Source organism: Granulibacter bethesdensis (genome assembly GCF_001889545.1).
GTDB classification, from domain to species: domain Bacteria; phylum Pseudomonadota; class Alphaproteobacteria; order Acetobacterales; family Acetobacteraceae; genus Granulibacter; species Granulibacter bethesdensis_B.
The window spans coordinates 1683107-1704082 of sequence record NZ_CP018194.1; the positions used below are offsets into that span (position 1 = coordinate 1683107).

18 protein-coding genes are annotated in these 20976 nt (G+C 57.7%); 3 read left to right on the plus strand and 15 right to left on the minus strand.

Annotated features, from left to right (window positions below; all coding sequences use genetic code 11):
- Positions 1 to 390 precede the first annotated feature (390 nt).
- Positions 391 to 1212 (minus strand): alpha/beta fold hydrolase, encoded by an 822-nt coding sequence (locus tag GbCGDNIH8_RS07670; RefSeq protein ID WP_072572742.1) that lies wholly within the window; start codon positions 1210 to 1212, stop codon positions 391 to 393.
- Positions 1213 to 1260: 48 nt separating this feature from the next.
- Positions 1261 to 1440 carry a hypothetical protein gene (locus GbCGDNIH8_RS12865; protein WP_157692583.1) on the minus strand — a complete coding sequence of 60 codons (180 nt, stop codon included), beginning with the start codon at positions 1438 to 1440 and terminating at the stop codon, positions 1261 to 1263.
- Here GbCGDNIH8_RS12865 and GbCGDNIH8_RS12870 point away from each other — a divergent pair.
- The gene (locus GbCGDNIH8_RS12870; RefSeq protein ID WP_157692584.1) at positions 1426 to 1809 is read left to right on the plus strand and encodes a hypothetical protein; all 384 of its coding nucleotides are present in this window, start codon (positions 1426 to 1428) and stop codon (positions 1807 to 1809) included. The two genes, GbCGDNIH8_RS12865 and GbCGDNIH8_RS12870, sit on opposite strands and share 15 nt — an antisense overlap.
- 138 nt (positions 1810 to 1947) lie before the next feature.
- On the opposite strand, the gene ilvC is transcribed toward GbCGDNIH8_RS12870, so the two are convergent.
- From ilvC to miaA, 4 genes are all read right to left on the minus strand, one after another.
- On the minus strand, positions 1948 to 2967 hold the full coding sequence (gene ilvC, locus GbCGDNIH8_RS07680) for a ketol-acid reductoisomerase (RefSeq protein ID WP_072572744.1): 1020 nt from the start codon (positions 2965 to 2967) through the stop codon (positions 1948 to 1950).
- Positions 2968 to 3103: 136 nt separating this feature from the next.
- Positions 3104 to 3679, minus strand: a complete 576-nt coding sequence (gene ilvN, locus GbCGDNIH8_RS07685; RefSeq protein WP_232449751.1) for an acetolactate synthase small subunit — start codon at positions 3677 to 3679, stop codon at positions 3104 to 3106.
- A 29-nt stretch (positions 3680 to 3708) separates the two neighbouring features.
- Complete coding sequence (locus GbCGDNIH8_RS07690; protein WP_072572745.1) at positions 3709 to 5541, minus strand: acetolactate synthase 3 large subunit; 1833 nt, start codon at positions 5539 to 5541, stop codon at positions 3709 to 3711.
- An 87-nt stretch (positions 5542 to 5628) separates the two neighbouring features.
- Positions 5629 to 6588 (minus strand): tRNA (adenosine(37)-N6)-dimethylallyltransferase MiaA, encoded by a 960-nt coding sequence (gene miaA, locus GbCGDNIH8_RS07695; RefSeq protein WP_072572746.1) that lies wholly within the window; start codon positions 6586 to 6588, stop codon positions 5629 to 5631.
- 29 nt (positions 6589 to 6617) lie between these two features.
- Between miaA and serB the strand changes: the two genes are divergently transcribed.
- Positions 6618 to 7508, plus strand: coding sequence for a phosphoserine phosphatase SerB (gene serB / locus GbCGDNIH8_RS07700; RefSeq protein ID WP_072572747.1), 891 nt, complete (start codon positions 6618 to 6620; stop codon positions 7506 to 7508).
- 1 nt (position 7509) lies between these two features.
- Here serB and GbCGDNIH8_RS07705 read toward each other — a convergent pair whose 3' ends face one another.
- From GbCGDNIH8_RS07705 to GbCGDNIH8_RS07735, 7 genes are all read right to left on the minus strand, one after another.
- Positions 7510 to 8268 carry an ABC transporter ATP-binding protein gene (locus GbCGDNIH8_RS07705; protein ID WP_072572748.1) on the minus strand — a complete coding sequence of 253 codons (759 nt, stop codon included), beginning with the start codon at positions 8266 to 8268 and terminating at the stop codon, positions 7510 to 7512.
- A 16-nt stretch (positions 8269 to 8284) separates the two neighbouring features.
- Positions 8285 to 9622: an ABC transporter substrate-binding protein gene (locus GbCGDNIH8_RS07710; RefSeq protein ID WP_095206438.1), complete on the minus strand. Its 1338-nt coding sequence runs from the start codon at positions 9620 to 9622 to the stop codon at positions 8285 to 8287.
- Positions 9622 to 10578, minus strand: a complete 957-nt coding sequence (locus tag GbCGDNIH8_RS07715; protein ID WP_072572750.1) for a branched-chain amino acid ABC transporter permease — start codon at positions 10576 to 10578, stop codon at positions 9622 to 9624. Before GbCGDNIH8_RS07715 ends, GbCGDNIH8_RS07710 begins: the two co-directional genes overlap by 1 nt.
- An 18-nt stretch (positions 10579 to 10596) precedes the next feature.
- Positions 10597 to 11478 carry a branched-chain amino acid ABC transporter permease gene (locus GbCGDNIH8_RS07720; protein ID WP_011632189.1) on the minus strand — a complete coding sequence of 294 codons (882 nt, stop codon included), beginning with the start codon at positions 11476 to 11478 and terminating at the stop codon, positions 10597 to 10599.
- Positions 11475 to 12305, minus strand: a complete 831-nt coding sequence (locus GbCGDNIH8_RS07725) for an ABC transporter ATP-binding protein (RefSeq protein WP_072572751.1) — start codon at positions 12303 to 12305, stop codon at positions 11475 to 11477. Before GbCGDNIH8_RS07725 ends, GbCGDNIH8_RS07720 begins: the two co-directional genes overlap by 4 nt.
- Positions 12302 to 13804, minus strand: coding sequence for a carbohydrate porin (locus tag GbCGDNIH8_RS07730; protein ID WP_253735984.1), 1503 nt, complete (start codon positions 13802 to 13804; stop codon positions 12302 to 12304). Before GbCGDNIH8_RS07730 ends, GbCGDNIH8_RS07725 begins: the two co-directional genes overlap by 4 nt.
- A gap of 305 nt (positions 13805 to 14109) precedes the next feature.
- A complete protein-coding gene (locus GbCGDNIH8_RS07735; protein WP_072572753.1) occupies positions 14110 to 15693 on the minus strand; it encodes a DegQ family serine endoprotease in 1584 nt (527 codons plus the stop codon).
- 370 nt (positions 15694 to 16063) lie between these two features.
- On the opposite strand from GbCGDNIH8_RS07735, the gene GbCGDNIH8_RS07740 reads away from it, so the two are divergent.
- Positions 16064 to 17203 carry an Mrp/NBP35 family ATP-binding protein gene (locus GbCGDNIH8_RS07740; RefSeq protein ID WP_072572754.1) on the plus strand — a complete coding sequence of 380 codons (1140 nt, stop codon included), beginning with the start codon at positions 16064 to 16066 and terminating at the stop codon, positions 17201 to 17203.
- 23 nt (positions 17204 to 17226) lie between these two features.
- Here GbCGDNIH8_RS07740 and GbCGDNIH8_RS07745 read toward each other — a convergent pair whose 3' ends face one another.
- Complete coding sequence (locus tag GbCGDNIH8_RS07745; protein ID WP_072572755.1) at positions 17227 to 18771, minus strand: GAF domain-containing protein; 1545 nt, start codon at positions 18769 to 18771, stop codon at positions 17227 to 17229.
- A 181-nt stretch (positions 18772 to 18952) separates the two neighbouring features.
- Positions 18953 to 20566: an alginate export family protein gene (locus GbCGDNIH8_RS07750; RefSeq protein WP_157692585.1), complete on the minus strand. Its 1614-nt coding sequence runs from the start codon at positions 20564 to 20566 to the stop codon at positions 18953 to 18955.
- Positions 20567 to 20976 lie beyond the last annotated feature (410 nt).

Below are 20976 nucleotides of genomic sequence, written 5' to 3' on the forward strand. Positions count from 1 at the left end.
GTATAAGTAAAGATGAATTCTTTTATTATTTTTATTTTTATAAATTCAAAATAAAATATTGATAATATTTCTATAAAAATGGTTTATTTTTTATTTTTATATTCATTTTATATTTTTTGATAATATTTTTATAAAAATAGAGATAAAAATCATATTATTTATGATAATATTTGATTTATAATTTCTATTTATATCATTTGTGAGAAAAAAACATAATTAATTTATTTAATTAATATTATTGGCTTTAATCTGGTTTAATTTCCCATAAAATGGAATGACTTATTTAAGAAATAAAATATATAAGGCACTCCAGCTAATAGCATAACAATTTTAACAGACTGCTGAGATCTACTCAGCAGTCTTATTTTGAACCCATACGCTGTACAAATCTTAAGCCGATAAAAACGCCAAAAGATCACTGTTCAGTCGGTCTCGGGCAGTGAAATACAGGCCATGTGGCTCTCCCTCATATTCCTTCAGCATGGCATTCGGAATTATGCTCGCGGCGGAATGGGCTGTGATATCAGGCGGAACCGTTGCATCGGCGTCGCCATGTACAATGAGAGTGGGCATAGTAAAATGGTGCATATCTGCCCGGAAATCGGTTGCACTGAAGGCTCGTACACAGTCCAGTGTTGCTTTGGGAGAAGCCTGCATGGCCAAACCCCAACTCCATTGCAGAACATCTGAAGTCACCTGGAAGTTTAAAAGACCAGCACCAAAGAAGATACGCCCGAAACCAGCCATGAAACTGGCGCGGTCAGAGCGAATTGAATTGATCATTTGATCAAAAGCAGCCCCATCAATACCTTCCGGATGATCATCTGTCCGCAACAGGAACGGTGTCACGGCTGCAATCAGCGCAGCCTTGCTGATGCGAGCGGAACCATGGCGTGACAGATAACGCGCCACTTCGCCGCCCCCCATTGAAAATCCAACCAGAGTCGCATTGTGCAGATCCAGCGCATTGATCAAGTCCGCAAGATCATCGGCAAACGTATCATAATCATAGCCAGTCCAGGGCTTATCCGAACGCCCAAAGCCACGCCTGTCATAAGCAATGGTCCGGAACCCCTGCTCAGCGAGAAAGACCTGCTGATATTCCCACATATCGGCATTTAGGGGCCAACCATGGATCAGGATAACCGGGTGCCCCTGCCCCCAGTCATGATAAAAAAGCCGTGTTCCATCGCGTGTTTCGACATAAGCCATGCTACATCTCCCTCCATTGCTGCCCTGAACATAAGGGCGGCATTCTCCTCACCAGAAATACCAACGCAACGCGGTAAAAAAAGTGAGATACCCTTCCACTCCCTGAAAACGCCATGGAAACCCACGCCGGTTGGTGCGTTCACATTCCATGCCGATCATCCTGACGTGCTGACAGGTGATCGAATGATAATGCGCCACGAAGGAGGCCCATTTATGAAAACTGTTCATTCCCTTCGCAGCCTGTTTGGTGCTGCGGCTCTTGCTGGAATGCTGTTCGGTGGCATAGGTCATGCAAACGCGGCCAATGCCCGCCATCCCCACCATAATATCGATCGTCATGTCGATCAGGGTAATGACACGGGCGATGAAGCAATCGAAGCGTTGAATGCGCAGCAATTGCAGAGCATTCGCGCGACCAATGGCCCGGCGCTCGGTACTGCCCCCGTGGGTAGCCCGTCAATTCCCTCTGCCACAGGCGCGTATCCTCCTGCCGCAACCGGCACTTACGCGCCGCCGGGCACGCCCAACTACGCACCACCAGTCACTCCCTATGTGCCGCCGCCGCCGGGCTATTACCCTGCTACACCAGCCCATTGAGCCTGGTATGCTTATAGAAAGCATTTGATACTGCCCTGTTCCGTTTCTCCTCGTTCCGGAGCAGTTCAGGCAGTCAAATAAAAAACACCCCCGTCACAGGACGGGGGTGTTTTCGTTCAGTCCGATAAAAAGAAAAGATCAGTTACGGGCCTTGTCGACCAGCTTGCCCTTCGCAATCCAGGGCATCATGGCGCGCAGACGCTCACCGACCTGCTCGATCTGATGCTCGTTATTGCGGCGACGGATGGACTTGAAGCTGGCGCCGTTGACCTTCATTTCCAGCATGAAGTCACGCACGAAACGGCCGCTCTGGATATCTTCCAGCACGCGCTTCATCTCGGCCTTGGTTTCCGGCGTCACGATGCGCGGGCCGGTCACGTATTCGCCATATTCCGCCGTATTGCTGATCGAGTAGTTCATGTTGGCGATACCGCCTTCATAGATCAGATCAACGATCAGCTTCACTTCGTGCAGGCACTCGAAATATGCCATTTCCGGAGCATAGCCAGCCTCGACCAGTGTTTCAAACCCGGCGCGGATCAGCTCAACCAGACCGCCGCACAGCACGGCCTGCTCACCGAACAGGTCGGTTTCGCATTCTTCCTTGAAGGTCGTCTCGATAATGCCCGCACGGCCGCCGCCAACGGCAGAGGCGTAGGACAGCGCGATTTCCAGAGCGTTACCAGAAGCGTCCTGCGCCACCGCGACCAGACATGGCACGCCTCCGCCCTTCTGATATTCGCCGCGCACGGTATGGCCAGGGCCTTTCGGCGCGATCATGAACACGTCGATGTCTGAACGCGGCTCGATCAGGTTGAAGTGGATGTTCAGGCCATGCGCGAAAGCCAGCGCTGCGCCCGGGCGAAGATTGGCATGCAGATGCTCGCGATACAGATCGGCCTGGCTCTCATCCGGGGTCAGGATCATCACCACATCGGCCCATGCGGCAGCTTCGGCGGGTTCCATGACCTTCAGGCCCTCACCCTCGGCCTTGGCAACGGCGGAAGAGCCCTTGCGCAGGCCAACCACCAGTTCCTTCACGCCGCTGTCGCGCATGTTCAGAACATGAGCATGGCCCTGGCTGCCATAGCCAATGACCGCAACCTTCTTGCCCTTGATCAGGTTCAGATCGGCGTCACGATCGTAATAGACGCGCATCGGTTCACTCCATTCTCTCGGCGGCCATGGTTGTCAGAAAGGCCACTTGTTGCGGGCGGGCCAGACTTTCCCCCGGAAAGCCAGCCAGCAATTCACTTGGGCCGCTCCCGACCGGCGGGATGCGGCGGGTGGTTCTTTAGATCGTTCCCGCGCCGCGGAGAATAGCCGCAACGCCGGTGCGGGATACTTCCGCGAGACCAAGCGGACGCATCAGCTCCAGGAACGCATCCAGCTTATCCGGATCACCGGTCATCTCGAACACAAAGCTTTCCAGCGTGGCGTCGATAACCTTGGCACGGAAGGCATCGGCCAGACGGAGCGCCTCCACCCTGTTTTCCCCGTGCGCCACGACCTTGATCAGGGCCAGTTCGCGGGCCAGATACGGCCCCTGCATGGTCAGATCCATCACGCGATGGACCGGAACCAGACGGTCGAGCTGCGCCTTGATCTGCTCGATCACCATTTCGGTGCCGGAGGTCAGGATATTGATACGGCTGCGACCTGCATAAACACCGTCATCACTTTCGACGGAGGCCACAGTCAGGCTGTCAATGTTATAGCCACGGCCGGAGAACAGGCCGATCACCCGTGCCAGCACGCCACTTTCATTGTCGACGAGCACGGAGATCAGCGCGGTGCGATAGGCACCGGCATCGTGCTGCTTCTGTGCTGCGCTACCTTCCTGAGACTGGTTGCGCAGCTGATCCTTCATAAGGAGGGGCATGTTCCTGGACATTTCGATCAGACCAACATCATGCCTTCATCGGTGATCCCGCCGCTCTGCTCATTACGGGCACGGTCGTTATGCTCAGGGCCCAGCAGCATTTCGTTATGGGCTGCGCCGGAGGGGATCATGGGGAACACGTTTTCTTTCTGATCGACGAGAATATCGGCAATCACCGGCCTGTCCGTGGCGAGCATTTCGTGAATGACACGGTCGAGGTCGTCAATAGTCTTGGCACGCAGGCCGACAGCATGGAAGCTTTCCGCCAGCTTCACGAAGTCCGGCAGGGCAGCGCTGTAGCTTTCGGAATAGCGCCCGCCATGTAACAGATCCTGCCACTGGCGCACCATCCCCATATATTCGTTATTGAGGATGAAAATCTTCACCGGCAGGCGATATTGCGCCAGCGTGCCCATTTCCTGGATATTCATCAGGATGCTGGCCTCACCGGCCACATCGATCACCAGCGCGTCGGGATTGCCGATCTGTGCGCCCATCGCGGCAGGCAGTCCATATCCCATGGTCCCGAGACCGCCTGAGGTCAGCCAGCGATTCGGCGCATCGAAGCGGAAATGCTGGGCCGCCCACATCTGATGCTGGCCGACTTCGGTGGAGATGAACGTCTCACGCCCGGTTTCACGCGTGATCTCATACAGGCGACGGATGGCGTGCTGCGGCTTGATGATCGCGCCACGGGTGCCGGACTGAGTGTATTTCAGGCTATCCACCGCCCGCCATTCGTCGATCTGCCGCCACCACTGCGCCAGACCTTCCTTTTCAGGCTCGGTGCCGTCTTTCATCCAGCCCGCCAGCAGCGCCTCGACGATGCGGCCTGCATCACCGACGATGGGCAGATCAACCCGCACGTTCTTGTTGATGCTCGACGGATCGATATCGGCGTGAATCTTGCGGGCAAAGGGGCTGAACGCATCCAGACGCCCGGTCACACGGTCATCGAAACGCGCACCGATATTGATCAGCAGATCACAGCCATGCACCGCCATATTGGCTTCGTACACGCCATGCATGCCCAGCATACCGATCGAGAGCGGATCATTGGCCGGAAAAGCCCCCAGCCCCATCAGTGTGGTGGTGCAGGGGAAGCCGGTGCGGCGCACCAGATCACCCAATGTCTTCGACGCCTGCGGACCGGCATTGATCACGCCGCCGCCGACATAGAACACAGGGCGTTTGGCGCGCTTCATCATGGCCACGGCCTCGGCGATGCGGGCCGGATCAGGCTCCGTCACCGGACGGTAGGAACGGTGCGGTTCCTCGGATTTCTCGGTGTAGGTTGCCTTGCCGATCACGATATCCTTCGGCAGGTCGATCACCACCGGGCCCGGACGGCCGGAGCGGGCAACATAGAAGGCTTCATGCACGATGCGCGGCAGATCGGCGGAGGAGCGCACCAGATAATTATGCTTCGTCGCGGGGCGCGTGATACCGGTGGTATCGGCTTCCTGGAACGCATCATTGCCGATCAGATGGGTCGGCACCTGACCGGTCAGGCACACCAGAGGTATGCTGTCCATCAGCGCATCGACCAGCCCGGTCACCGCATTGGTGGCACCGGGACCGGAGGTGACGAGAACGACGCCCACCTTGCCCGTGCTGCGGGCATAACCTTCCGCGGCATGCACCGCCGCCTGCTCATGCCGCACAAGGATGTGGCGGATGTCGTTCTGCTTGAACAGCGCGTCATAAATCGGCAGGACCGCGCCGCCCGGATAGCCGAAGATAACCTCTACGCCCTGATCCTTCAGTGCACGGAGCAGAAGCTCCGCACCGGGCAGAGCCTCGGTCTGGGAAGGATCGGACGGCGTTGCCGCCGGTATGCTTTCGGACATGTTCGACTAACCCCTCGGCGGACCGGCGCACAGATACCCGGTATAATCGCGCGAAGGCTGAGAGGTAGTCGTTTCAGGGTGTCCGGGTCAATGGATGTCGCGAATAAAATTCAGCATATCAGCCATACTTCTTTCTGAAAGTTGCTGAAATGACGCAATTCGCGCATCAATCGTATAAAGAAAGGGGGGTTTCACGAACGGACGATTGCGGAACCATGTCGCCTGCCGCTTCGTATAGCGGATCGTCGCCTGAGCCGCCCGCAACATGGCCTCCGGCAGGGAGATATCTCCGCGCAGGAAAGCCAGAAATTCAGGCACCCCATGCGCCCGCATCGCTGGCAAGGAAGGATCCAGTTCCTGAGCGCGGAGGGCCTCTACCTCGGCCAGCGCACCGCTGTCCAGCATCACGTGCAACCGCTCGGTGATAGCCTGCCGCAATTCCTCCCTTGGCGGGTCGATCCGAATGGCGGAGAATTGCCAGCCTGGTAAAGGTTGAGGGGGCTGATTCTGCCATGCCGACAAAGCTAGCCCCGTGCCGCGCCAGACCTCCCATGCCCTGGCGATACGCTGGCTGTCCTGCGGTTTCAGCCGTACGGCCGTGGCTGGATCAACCCCGTGCAGACGCGCATGCAGTGACTCCGGCCCAAGCTCTGCCAGCAGGCTGCGTGCCTCCTTCCTTGCCTCCTCTCCCGGATCGGGGATGTCTGCGAAACCATACATCAGAGCATGGAAATACAACCCCGTCCCGCCGCACAGAATCGGCAGACGGCCCTGCTGCCAGCTTTCCTCCATCTCAGCCGCGGCCTGATCCCGCCACCATGCCGCACTGCCAGACTGCGACGCGGGGAGCACACCATACAGACGATGTGGCACCCTCGCCTCTTCTTCTCTGCCCGGACGAGCAGTCAGAATCCGCAATTCACGGTAGATTTGCATGGAATCGGCATTGATGACCGTGCCGCCAAGCCTCTCCGCCACTGCCAGAGCAAGGGCGGATTTGCCGCTGCAGGTCGGACCAGCCACAAACAGAGCGCGTTTTTCCTTCATACCCGCTTTTCTGTCAGGATCGCCCGGCCATGCAAGGTGAAGCTGAGACGAACTCTGGAAGCATCGTGACGCTGATTGCGGCACAACCGGGGAGCCTGCCGGATGATCTGGTAAAATCCGCACAGCGCGCCACTGACGGAGGCGCTGTGCGTGTCCTGGCGGCCGGGGAAGCCGTCGAATGGTCCTCTCCCCTGTCACCGGAAACACTGCGCCCGTTATTGCCGCTCCCTGCGCTGGAGGAGGCGAGGATCGATCATCTGGCGCAATCCGCCGCCCTGCCGCGCCGTAAACGCCTGCTGGCGGCCGATATGGACAGCACGATCGTAGAGGGAGAAACGCTCGACCGGATCGCCGCCCTGCACGGCTGTGGCACCGAAGTCACCGCGCTGAGCGAGGCCAGCGTAGAGGGGCAGATTAATTTCGCATCCTCCCTCCGCCGCCGCATTCTTCTTCTGCGGGGTATGGCGGTGGATACAATCGGCGACATTCTTCGCACGATCACTCTGAATGAAGGGGCTGCGCTGTTGGTCCGCACCATGCAGGCGCATGGAGCATACACGGTTTTGATCTCCGGCGGCCTGACTCTCTGCACATCACAGGCAGCGTCAATCGCCGGGTTCGACGCACATCATGGCAATAAGGCGCTGATTGAAAATGGCTGCCTCACCGGGCTGCTGCGTGAGCCGGTGCTTGATCCCGCCAGCAAAAAACAGATCATGCTGGATCATGCCACTGCTTTGGGCCTGACCGCCGCCGATTGCCTTGCGATCGGCGATGGCGCAAACGATCTGCCCATGCTGCGGGCGGCTGGCCTTGGCATCGCCTTTCACGCCCGGCCAGCGGTAGCACAAGCCATTCCGAACCGCATCACCCATGGCAATCTGCGCGCTGCCCTGTTCGCGCAAGGTTACGCGTTGTGACTTATGCCGCCCGTTCCAGTTCCTCCCCCAGATAGAGCGCTGCAAGCGCACCGCTGCGGCGGACATCCTCCGGCGGGGCATGCAGCGCCACGAGGCCGTGTTCCAGCACGTAGACATCATGGGCGATCTCCAGCGCCGCCTCCGCCCCCTGTTCAGCGAGCAGGATGGTGACCCCTTCCCGGTTCAGCTCCTGCAAACGGCTGAACACCTCATCGCTGACCGAGGGAGCAAGCCCCATCGACGGCTCGTCCAGCAGCAGCAGGCGCGGCGAGGCCATCAGGGCCCGGCCGATTGCGGTCATCTGCTGCTCCCCGCCGGATGTCAGTCCGGCAGCAACCTGCCGCTTGTCCCGCAGGCGGGGAAAGATCGTGTAGACCAGTTCCAGTCTGCGTTTCCGTTCTCTCCACCCCGTTCCTGCCGCATAAGCGCCGGTGCGCAGATTTTCCTCGACCGTCAGGGAAGGGAAACAATGCCGCCCCTCCAGCACCTGGGCCAGGCCGGAGCGCACCAGTTGAAACGGCGTACGCCCGGCTATGTCCTGAGCGTCCAGCAGGATGCGACCCCGTTCGAGCTTGCCACGCTCGGCGGTAAGCAGGCCGCCCACCGCCTTCAACGCCGTGCTTTTGCCCGCACCATTGGCACCCAGCAGCAGCACGACATGCCCCGCCTCGACGCTGAAGGAAACATCCTTCAGCGCGAGGATCGCATCGTTATAGACGACACGCAGATGCTCTGCCTGTAACAACTGTGTCCGGCTCATGATCCCGGTTCCTCCTTCAGGAAGGCTGATCCAGCGCCTTGCAGTCACGCGGTGTAATGTTATGGGCACGGGCGTAACGATTGGCTGATTTCTCGATCAGAGGCCGCAGCAGGGCGCGATCCGCATGAATCCAGTCCGTAATCGGCGTCCATTTCGTGCCGTCCCATTGCTGGAAGCGCACGGCGCCACCCCCTTCATGATCAGCGCAGGACAGGGTAATCGGCTGGATCAGCCCTGTTGCACCCAGTTGCGCAATGCGGGCATCGTCAAGCTTGAGATGCTCCAGCGCCCACTGCATTTCCTCACCTGTCAGGCTGCGGTGGCCAAATTTGGCCTGGCCCGTACGAATGGCTTCAACCGTCAGAATGCCATTGATGATGCCAAGATTGTGATACACGCTGCCGATACGGGATTGATCCTGGAGATTGCCCTTTCCGTTCTTGTAAACAATGTCCCTGATTTCTTTCAGAACAGGGAACTGGTCCCCTGCCGGATGTGTCGTCACCGCGATATAGCCTTTTGCGGCATCGCCTGCCGGGCGGACATCTTCCTCGGAATTGCTCCATACATTGCCGATGACGTGATCAACAGGGTATCCGGTCTGCACCGCGGTGCGCAGGGCCACCGGATTCATCACACCCCAACCGCGAAGCACCACGAAATCGGGCTTCAGCCGCTGAATCTGCAACCACTGGGATTGCTGCTCGCTGCCCGGATCAGGAACCTCGATCTCTGTCACGCTGAATCCGAATTTCTTGGCCAGCAGAGCAAAAATCGGGATTGTCTCCTTGCCGTAGGGTGAACCGTGATACAGCACCGCAATCTTCGCGCCCTTCAATTTGTCAGCACCGCCCAGACGCTGGCCAATATAGTTGATGATCGCGGAAGTCTCGCTCCACGGATTGAGCTGCAACGGAAATACATAAGGAAACACCGCGCCATCAGTCGTGTCGGTACGACCATGATTGATGGTCAGCATCGGCACCTTGTCCTTCGCCACCCGCTCCAGCATCGCATAGGCGATACCAACACTCATCGGATTCCAGGCCGTCGGCGGGGGCTGATGATTTTTCAGGCGTTCGTAGCACTCAATGCCTTTTTCCACGATGTATCCGGTTTCGCATTCGCTCCAGGTCAGTTTGACACCGTTCACACCACCGTCGCGCTCATTGATCAGCGTCAGATAATCAATGTAACCACCAGCCCCGCCAGTGCCACCCGCGGCATAAGGCCCGACGCGATAGGTTTGCAGCGGGAAATACTGCTCGTCCGCCCATGCGGGAAAGGATGAAGCCAAACCAGTCCCCAGCGCCAGTATGGCAACAGCAGAGCGCACAAAAGAACTTTTCTTCATTACACTGTTTCCTGAGAGAGAGATTTTGAAAGGCTGACCTTGCGCGTAGCCTGACGTGGGCGCAGCAGGGCTGATAAGCCATCCGGCTCACGGATCAGAATCAGAACAATCAGGCCGCCAATCAGCATTTTTTCGATATTGGCGAGTTGCCCGGAATCAATGGCCCCACCACCGAGGTAATCCGCAAGGCGCGAGAGCAGCAGCGGCATCGTCACCATGAAAGCCGTGCCGAGAAACGCGCCGGCAAAAGAACCTGCGCCGCCAATAATGACGATGAACAGAATGCGGAAAGACAGGTTGAGGTCGAATCCGGCCGGCTCGACAGTGCGCAGATAGGCAAAAGCCCACAGCACACCAGCCACACCGCAGAAGAAGGAGCTGATTGCAAATGCCGTCAGCTTGGTCCGGAGAACGGGAACCCCGACCACAGTGGCCGCGGTTTCCATGTCGCGCACGGCGATCCAGTCACGCCCGGCCTTTGTGCGGGACAGACGCAGCAGCACCGCCGTCAACACAGCGACCACCGCAGCCGCAAAGCCTGCCCGTGCCACCGGCGTATCGAACACAAACGACCCGATCCTCAGAACCGGTGCACTCAGCACGCCGGACGGATCATCCAGCGAGAACCAGCCAATATTGGTCAGCAGCCATGGCACCAGAAACTGCGCGGCCAGCGTGGTGACAGCCAGATAGAAACCACGCAGACGCAGACTGGGAAGTCCAACGACCAGACCGGCTGCAGCCGCCACCAGACCACCGAACAGCAGACTGACCAGTTGCGGTGTACCCGGCACATAGGCATCCAGATCATAGGCTGAGAACGCACCGATGGCCATAAATGCACCGGTTCCCAGCGATAACTGCCCGGCTCGCCCCGTCACCACTGTCAGCCCCAGCGCGGCAACGGAGAGCGACAGGAACGGCAGGATCACCGCATCACAGATGTATGAGAGCATTGTCTGCTTTTCCCTGTCTTACACGCGCTGCGTCGCGCCACCGCCGAACAACCCGTTCGGGCGGATCAGCAGGACCACCAGCGCCAGCACATAGGCGAACCAGCTTTCGATACCGTTCCCCAGCACATCGCCGAGATAGACCTGCGCCAATTTCTCCGCGGCACCGATCAGCAGGCCACCGGCAATGGCCCCCGGAATGGAGCCGAACCCGCCCAGTACCAGCACCGGCAGCGCCCTCAGCACCACCAGCGACAACGAGAACTGAACGCCGAGACGCGCGCCCCACAGCAAACCGGCCACCAGTGCGACACCACCAGCCACCGCCCAGACCAATGCCCAGATGCGTGTCAGGCGCAGGCCGATTGCCAGTGCCGCACGCTGATCATCCGCTACGGCGCGGAATGCCAGACCGGCTGGCGTGTACTGGAAAAACAGGGCCAGCACCGTGACCAGCACACCGGCCACGGCCGCCGCCACAAGATCGAGCCTGCTGACCAGCACACCACCAAGGGAAACCGGGCTATCGGAAATTCCCAGTGACAGCGCGTGTACATCCGAACCCCAGACAAGCTGGGAGGCCCCCTCGATGAAATAGCTGACACCCAGAGTCGCCATGAACAGCACGATGGAAGGACGCCCGATCAGCGGCCTCAGCACGAAGCGTTCAATGGCGCTGCCCAGCAGGATCAGGGCCAGCAGCGTTACCAGCACGGCCAGCCAGACCGGCAGACCACGCTCGACCAGGCTGACATAGGTGAGTGCCGCGAACAGCAGCATGCTGCCCTGCGCGAAGTTCAGCACACCCGAAGCCTTGTAGATCAGCACGAAGCCCAGAGCGACCAGCGCATACATCACGCCGGAAAGCAGGCCCCCCGTGAGAACCGCCAGAAAAAAGCTCATGCCGCCCTCCCCTGTTGGGCCGCCTCATTGCTGCGTCGTCCCAGATAGGCCGCCAGAACAGCCGGATCAGCGCGGATCTCGGCAGGCGTGCCATCAGCGATCAGCCGCCCGTAATCCAGCACCACCGCCCGATCCGCGAGGCTCAGCACCAACCCGATATCGTGTTCGATCAACAGGATGGCACCGCCACGTTCCTGATGCGCGCTGCGGATCAGGGCAGCGAGGTCATGCCGGTCCTGTGCTTCCATCCCTGCAAACGGCTCATCGAGCAGCAGCAGACGCGGACGGGCCACCAGAGCGCGCGCCAGCTCCACCCGCTTGCGCAGTCCGTAAGGCAGAGAGGCCGCAGGGCGATCCGCGATCTCCCCCAGACCGAGCTGGCGCAGCGTGACATCGGTTTCCTCCAGGGCACGGTCGCGGATACGCCGGGCACGGGGGAGATTGAAAAACTCCGCCAGAACAGAGGCAGGTTTCACATCCGGCCGCGTCACCCCACGCAGCCCGAGCAACACGTTTTCCCGCACACTCAGCGCACCGAACAGGGCCAGATTCTGGAATGTGCGCGCCACACCGTGCGCCGCCAGACGCTCCGGCCGCATGCGCCGGTATGGCACGCCATCATAGCGGATCGTGCCATGATCAGGCTGATACAACCCGCTGATGATGTTGATCAGTGAGCTTTTGCCCGCACCATTCGGTCCGATAATGGCGCGGATTTCCTGTTGCCCGACTGTGAAGGACAGATCGGACAACACCACCGCCCGGCCAAAGCTGAGACCAATCCCCTCCAGCGAAAGAATGGGATGATTTTGCTCTCCGGCGCTCATAGTGGCTTCAACCCAAGCATGGCACCAACCGGAACGATCAGGGCAGCACCGACATACCACCCGTCCCGCGGGCGTCTGGCCGAATAAGGATTATAGTAGCTGTCAGGATTGAGCACATATTGCACCACCGGCTCCAGCGCGATGGCCGAAAACACTTGTACATGAGCGTTGATTTCGAAAATCGCCTTATCGCGGGAGAAGCCGGCTCCTGATCCGCCAGCCTCCGCATTTGCTTCCGCCAGATAGCGGGCAAAACTTCCGTTCATCCGCACCCAACGGAACTTGACGCCAAAACGGTCATAGGGACGTGATGCGAAAGGAGCGTGCAGATTGGCGCCAACAAACAGATCAGACTGAAAAGGTACTGTTGAATCAAAGGAATATCCAAATCCACTATAAAGCGAAATGGCCGTGGGATTGGATTTTGAAGGACGCAGACTGCCAGCATCCGGATGTCCACCATCCGCACGCCACACAACCTGTTCGGTGTTGATGACAATTCCCTGCGTGCCATGACGGTTACGCACCGGATCGCCCGGATTGAGACCCCGAGACCGTCCATAGGCAGTCGTGTCATTATCCGGATGGGAACTGGAATTATAAAAACCGGTCAGAGAATATCGGCCGGGATATAATTGCGTATCATATCCGGTCTTGTGGCCGATCTCGACCAATGTCAGCGCACCCGGATTAGGCTCCTGCCCCCAATCCCATCCGCTATGGGCATTGGCATCCGGATGCGCCGCAAATGATCCAGCCTCGATATAGGTGGTGGGTGTCAGTGCGTAACTGACGCGACCACCCCACATTGAATAAAGCGGCGAAATATACCCGGCATTGTGATAGAGAATATTGTTATAGCAGCTGTTCAGTGTCTGGCAGGTCGGCAGGGCAAAGAAACGGTTCGGATGCGTGCGCCCCAGTTCAATGTTCAGACGGTCATTGAAAAACGTCTGCTCATAAGTCAGCGTCGATAACTGTTCAGAACGCAGATTATAGGTGGTCTGATAGCCTGCGCTGCTGTCTGAAAACTGCTTGGTGGCTTCTATATTGTTAGCACGGAGGCCAAAAAATGTTTCCTCGAAATGCAGCCTGGCATGATGGATGCCCAGAATTTTGTCGAGATCGAAATCCGCACCTGTCAGCAGGTAAGTAGAATTGACCGTATTGCCGGTATCCTGACCAACACTCGGGTTGGAGCTGAAGAAATCGAACAGGGAGACGTGGAACGAAATACCACGCTTCAGCAGATTGCGGGCCAGCGGTCCCAGCGGACCTTCGTCATCCCTGATTTCCTTGGTCTGGATCGGCTTGATCAGACCCGCCACCACACGCGGGTTCGGCGCATCAGAGATGGTGGAACCGGGCAATCTGGTGGTCCCTGAGGTCTGCGCCATGGCAGATCCCGCCATCAGCACACACCCAAGAGCAACCGGTGGCAGCGTTACGGCAAGGCGGGAGCTGGCGCGTACGCGATCACGTACCCGTTGGAATGACATGGGGATACACACTTTTTCAGAAAGAAAGGGTCGGATGGCTGATCACACGCCAAAGCGTAAAAATTACATCCTACATAAGTAGTTCATTGATCAATCAACCATTGATGTTAGTTATATTTAATCTGCTATATGCACGAAGAATTTACGTCAATATGGATTTATAAAATTTTCGTAAAAATATTATATAACGAATAAAAATAGTATTTTATGTGCAAAAAAAACCGGCTGGCGATGACCAGCCGGCTCCATAGCCTTCCTCTGCCCTATCCCACTCTATCCCACACAGGGCAACGGCAATCCCGCCCTCAGCTGAGCGGCAGCGGTACCCAGCGAAGCCCGTCCTGTCCCTGAATCAACAGAAGAACGGATTTACGGCCCTGTTTACGCACGGCTTCCAGACGCTGCGTGATATCCTTCGGCGCAGCCACCGGTTCCTGCTGCACCTCAACAATGACATCGCCCGGTTTAAGGCCCCGTTGCTCCGCTGCTGAACCGGAAGCGATGTTAGCGATCACCACGCCCTTCTGATCACCCTGCAGATTGAAATGCTCCCGCACCTCTGGCGATAGGGCTGCAACCGTCAGGCCGAGCTCCCTGATAACAAGCTGGGCGCTGTTATTGCTGCCGGGCTTGGTCTTTTCCGAAGCGGCCTGTTTGACATCATCCGGCATTTCACCGACGCGGGCATCCAGTGTGACCCGCTTGCCGCCGCGCCATACCACCACCGGTACGGTCTCGTCGATCGGGGTTTCCGCCACCACACGTGGCAGGGAATGCATATCCTTCACATCCTGATTGTTGAATTTCAGGATGATGTCGCCATTCTGAAGATGGGCTTTGTCCGCTGGACCGCCCTCATTCACGCCCGCGATCATGGCGCCGTTGGTTTCCTTCAACCCGAGGCTTTCAGCGATTTCAGGCGTGACCTGCTGAATCCGCACGCCCAGCCAACCACGTCGGGCACGACCGAATTTACGGATCTGATCCACCACGTTCTGCGCCAGCCTGGAAGGAATGGCGAAACCGATGCCAATGGAACCGCCGGAGGGAGAATAAATGGCAGTGTTGATGCCGATCACCTGTCCATCCATATTGAACAGCGGTCCACCGGAATTGCCGCGATTGATGGCGGCGTCCGTCTGGAGGAAATCATCATACGGCCCTTGATGGATATCACGCCCGCGCGCCGAGACGATACCAGCCGTGACGGACCCCCCCAGACCAAACGGATTACCGATTGCCAGCACCCAGTCCCCCACGCGCTCCTTGTCGCTATCACCAAACTGTACGGCGGTCAGCGGCTTGTCCTTGGGAGGTGTCACCTGCAAGACAGCAATATCAAGCCGTTCATCCCGGCCCAGCACCTTCGCCTTGAGCGGAGTGTTGTCCTGCAGGATGACGGTGATTTCGTCCGCCCCGTCAATCACATGATTATTCGTGACGACGATTCCCTCCTTCGCATCGACGATAAATCCGGAACCGAGGCTTTGTGCCCGACGGGGGGCTCCTTCCTCTCCGCCATGTGGCTGGCCCGGAAGGGGATGGCGATTCATGAAATCACGGAAGAATTTCTCGAACGGAGATCCCGGCGGGAATTGCGGCATATCCGGTCCCGGTCCCGGGCCTTCAGGCCCACGGGCGATGGTCGTGGTGGAGGAAATATTGACCACCCCCGGAAGCAGTTTTTCAGCCAGATCGGCAAAGCTGGCCGGTGCTTCGCGCGCCTGTGCATCCATGGCCGGATAAAGCGGCAAACCGCCCGGAACCAGCCCTGTTGCCAACGGGATCATCGCCGCCAGAGCCAGCCCTGCCCGCAGGCGACGGCTCCGACGCTGCAATGCCTTGTCGGCTGGGTGCGATTCGGTCTGTAGGGTGGTAGGATAAGCCATGGACCAGATATTCCTCCGGTAGACTGTTCAGGCGTCAGCTACGCCGTCATTCAAAGACCTGTTGATGCCAATTCTGCGCGTGGCGCCAAAGACGGGCAAGGGTCACGGAAACATGAAACTGTTCCCTGACCTTCCCGCTCATTAAGTAGCACTCCCTGCTGCGGGTTGCAGAAACAGGCCTTGCAGGAAACAAAGGGAGCAAGACAGAAAAATGGTTCATGCCTCCCGTGCCACCCTCTTGTGCAGTCTTGCTCTTGCGAAGGGCGGCTGCCACGCCTATCCCGCGGCAACGCCCCGGAAACAGCCTGAGTGAGCCAGCCCAAGCACAAAGGCCCGAGCGCAAAGGCCCGAGCGCAAAGGAACGTCAATCATGAACGACACCCCCTCCTCCCACGGAACGCCGCCGGACGCGCAATTGAGGGAGGTTCTGCGTGCAGTCACCGATCCCGCGACCGGGAAAGATATCGTCAGTGCCGGGTTGATCGACAGTATCCAAAGCCGTGATGGGTTGGTACAGGTGGCCCTTCGCGCCACGCGGGAGCGGGCGGCAGAGATGGAAACCGTTCGCAAGGCTGCTGAAACCGTGCTGTCACGCCAGCCCGGTATTCGCAATGCCACCGTGGTACTGACCGCGCATCACGACGCCCCTACCACCACCGCACAGGCAGCGCCCGGCCATGGGCCCGGCCATGGGCAAGGTGCCCAACCCCGCCCCCGACTGCTGACAGATGTTGGAGCCGTCATCGCGGTGGCTTCCGGCAAAGGCGGGGTCGGCAAATCCACTGTAGCGGTTAATCTCGCCGTGGCTCTGGCACAGATGGGGCTGAAGGCGGGGCTGCTGGATGCCGATATTCACGGGCCAAGCCTGCCCCTGCTGCTTGGAGAAACCCGCAAGCCGGAAGCCCGGGATGGCAGGCTGATCCCGATCGAGACATGGGGGCTGAAAGCGATGTCGATCGGTTTCCTGGTCGATCAGAACGAGGCAATGATCTGGCGTGGCCCGATGGTGATGGGTGCCCTGGAACAGATGATGGGACAGGTCGCATGGGGTGATCTGGATGTGCTGATTGTCGACATGCCCCCCGGTACCGGCGATGCACAGCTCACCATGGCGCAGCGTGTGGCACTGGCGGGGGCGGTTATCGTCTCCACCCCGCAGGATCTGGCGCTGGCAGATGCGCGGCGGGGGGTTGCCATGTTCGGCAAAACTCATGTGCCGGTGCTGGGGATCGTGGAAAACATGAGCTATTTCTGCTGCCCCAATTGCGGCCATCGCAGCGACGTTTTCTCTCATGGCGGGGTGAAGGAAGAAGCGGAACGGCTGGGAACCGATTTTCTCGGTGAAATTCCCCTGCTGCTCGATATCCGTGCAGCGGCGGATTCCGGAACGCCTGTGGTTGCCGCAGCGCCCGCCAGTCAGGCGGCGCAGGCTTTCTCCGAGCTGGCCCGGAGAATTTGGGCAAAAATCCCCTCGAAACGACAGAGTGGCCCTAAAATCGTTGTTCAATAAAGCGGGCACGGAAGGAAGAGTTTTTACAGGCCCTGTTCACCTCGCTGCTGACCATTGGCGGGGCGCCGCAACAGAATATCCATCAGTCCGGCACGCAGATTTGCAGCGATCCTGACATCCGTTGTGGTCCAGGCGAGGCTTTGATCTTCCACTGTCTCCGTCCATGCGGCAAAGCTGCTGCGCGGAGACAGGATGCCGTCCTCACCCTGCAATTTGCTGCCATGAGGATTACCGGCCCATGTAACGGTGCTGATGGTTTCCTGCCGGAAAAACAACAGATAATCAGACCCTTCAGGAGAAAGCGGGACGGCCAGCACACCGGGCGGAAAATGTGGATATTGCGCAAGGGCGGGAAACACTGCCCTTATCCGCGCAGAGGCATAAAGCTCGCCACGCCGTGCATGATCCAGCAAACCGACCAGCGTCATGATCGCAGCCTCTGAAGGGACCAGTTGATACGCTGACACGGTGCCGCTCAGCACGACTGCCACGCCGTCACACGGGACCATATCGGCGATCGCGGCCAGATAGTGCCGCAATCCGCCTCCACCCTGCTCCCGCAACGCAGGCAACAGATCTTCCAGCAAGTCTCGAAGACGGTCATCACGCTCCTGCTGGATTTCCCCCTTCCGGCTGTCCAGCAGCAGGGAGAACATCTGGCCAAACATCTCCATGACCGCCCGGCGGTCTGCGGCAAGCCACAGCGGACGCATGGCATGACAGGCAATCAGCCCCCATAACTGCCCGCTGAGCAGGATCGAAATCGAGGCAGAAGCCACCACACCCATATTGCGCAGATATTGCACATGTACCGGTGAGACCGCCCGCAAAGTGGAAAGTGACATATCCAGCGGTGCTGTCTGCTCCGACAGAGACAAAAGAGGGCAGGTTTTGTCCTCTGTATCGCCAATCAGACGGAGCCAACTGCGTTCGTAGAGCGTCCTCGCCTGGCGTGGAATGTCGGTGGCCGGATAATGCAGGCCGAGACAGGATTCCGTGCCGGAACGAAGACTTTCCGCCACAACCTCCCCCGATCCATCCTCGGCGAAACGATAGATCATGACACGGTCATAACCGGTCAGGGCGCGAATCTGTCGCGTGGCCTCCTGAAAGAGCGGTGCTATGCCCCGGCTCTGCTGCAACCGTCCGAACATCATCCTGACGGTGCTGGAAACATCATTCCGGCCGCCATTGCCGCATACCGATGGCTCGACCTCGATCACATAGGTATCGGCTATGATATGGATGGAAAAATCATAGAGCACGGCCTCTTCATCATGGCGCAGCTTCAAACCAAACAGACGCTCCGTCATTGCGGCACTGCCCAGAATCTGCACGGCGCCCCGCAGTGCATGAACCGTTTCCGGCGGCAACAACGTGATCAGGGAGCAACCCAACACCGTAGAAGCCGAGGCCGGAAGATAGTCGGCAATGTTCTCGGATACATGCGTCACGTTCCACAGACGTGAGACTGCGATCAGGAAGCCATAGGGCTGTATGGCACCGGGCGTGTGGATCGGTTCACGATCACATTCGGTCAGGGGAAGCGTCTCTTGTCGCAGAGGCATCTGGGGATAACCGTTCTTGAAGGTAGCCGCCAAGCCGTTTTTTAAATGTATACAGGCTTCACTTAGTTCTGGCTATCGCATCATGATGAACAGTTAGTGAACAGGGAACTTATGGCTTTATGCCCGACATGAAAAAGGCTCCGGCATAGATACCGGAGCCCTGATATCCATGATTTTTGGCTCAGAAACGGTATTCGAGCGTGCTCAGCCAGAAGAATCCATCTTTGGCACCGGCCTTGTGCATACCGTCCGACAGGAACATGTGGGCGAAATCGTTGGTGAATGTCAGATGCTGGTTGATCCGCAGCGCCACGGAAAGCTGGGGATTGAAGCCTATGAAACCACCCTGCAAATTACCACGCGGCGGATAGATGCGGTTGGTGCCGTGGACCGCATCATCCGTGTTGGCACGCCAATTGAGCGGCAGACGGGCACGAATGGCAACTGCGTTCAGCGGCACCCAAAGCAGGTTCGGTCCTACTGAAATCAGATTACCCGGCGCCAGATAGGTGGAAGAATCCAGATAGCTCGTCGATGGGGAGAAAGGCGTGATATACGTGCCGATTGTCCCGGTTTTGTCGTTGTAATTACCGCCGGAGTAATAGTCCGCCTGTATCCCGAGGGAAGGCGTACCATACACTTTGCTGAACCGCCATGCGATAACGTTATTCAGGGCAAACGCCTCGACAGGACGGGCGGCTCCTCCTCCTTTGGGTCGGAACTCACCACCCTGATAGATACCACCAAGGCTGAATTCTATCGGACCAGCCTTACCCCAGAACCGCACGCCGACATTGTCACGATGGGTGGTACCGGGGGTGGTGCCGCCCACCTTGGCGTTCGCGATCGAAGCATTGGAGCCGCCAACCAGATAGCCCATGTAAAACAGATCGGCGAAGATCTGACTGGATTTGCCAAGGAATTTGAAACTAGGCAGGGCGTAGCTGCCATATGCACCCCACAGCCGGTTTCCCCAGGATTCACGGAATTTGAACGCTCCGGAGCGGCTTTCATCGACAGATACAAAGTCGAACACATCAACGCGGAAGCGTGACCACACATTATAGGCACGCACGCCTTCCCAACTCTGCGGGATATTCGGATTGCTGCGATCGAAAATCATATAGTTCGGCACATCCAGAAACTGCTGCCGACCAACAATGATGCCACCCTGACCGCCCAGAACCTTACCCTTTACTTCCGCAAACAGGTTCAGAAAGTCCATATTGGTGCGCTGGGTGCCATTATAGCCAAAATAATTATGCCCCCATGCCTGGCCGCTGATGACATCGGTATAAATGCGCAAATGATCGCCCAGATGAACATCGGCGCCATACTGGCTGCGCAGCAGCAGACGATCAGAGCTTTTCTTCGACTGGTAACCATAAAAGGGTGCCTGATCGAAGAAATTACGTAAACGTTCGCTGCCGTTGAACGTCACGTAAATGGAGCCGCTATCGTTCAGTTTCACGAATTTCAGCGGATCGAAGAAATCCTTGCGCAGGGAGGGATCACGCAGATAGCTCCAGTCCTCCGCCCAGCGAACCTGACCATACCGTGCCACCGGACCAAAACCGGCAGCCACCCCGGCCTCGGCATTGAACACGCCCCATGGCCCCTGATGCACGGTAGGGATCTGGCCCGGCTTGTTCTTCTTCAGCTTCACCAGTTCAGGATCAGTCGATATGTCCGGCGCACTGCCGAGGGTTGAGGAGACGCGGCTTCCTGTTGTCTGCTGATCAGCCGCCCATCCCTGCACCGGGCATAATGACGATGCCACGCTGAGCCCAGCCACCGACAACAATCCGGACACAGATATCCTGGGCAGACGACTGACGCCGCGCGTCCTGAAGACCTTCGACATGACAAAGTAATTCCTGTTTTACCGCCCAGCGGCAGTGATCGATCAGTGCCACTGCCTAGGGAAACTTCAATAAAGCCCGATCCAGACCATCAGGTCTCACACATAGATTGTTTCTATAACGCAACAGATTATTGCGATATAAAATTTCAACAACTGCCTTGCTCAACCATATGAGTGAACGAAACCTGACGGCGAGATGTCATATTTTTTATTCAAATTATGTCAATCTCATTCCATATTCACATCAAAATACGATCTAAATAGTTGCGAAAAAGTCACAAATGACATTTTTAAATCGTATTTTAAAGAGTGGCTTTTGTCTGTACGAGACTGAAATAATT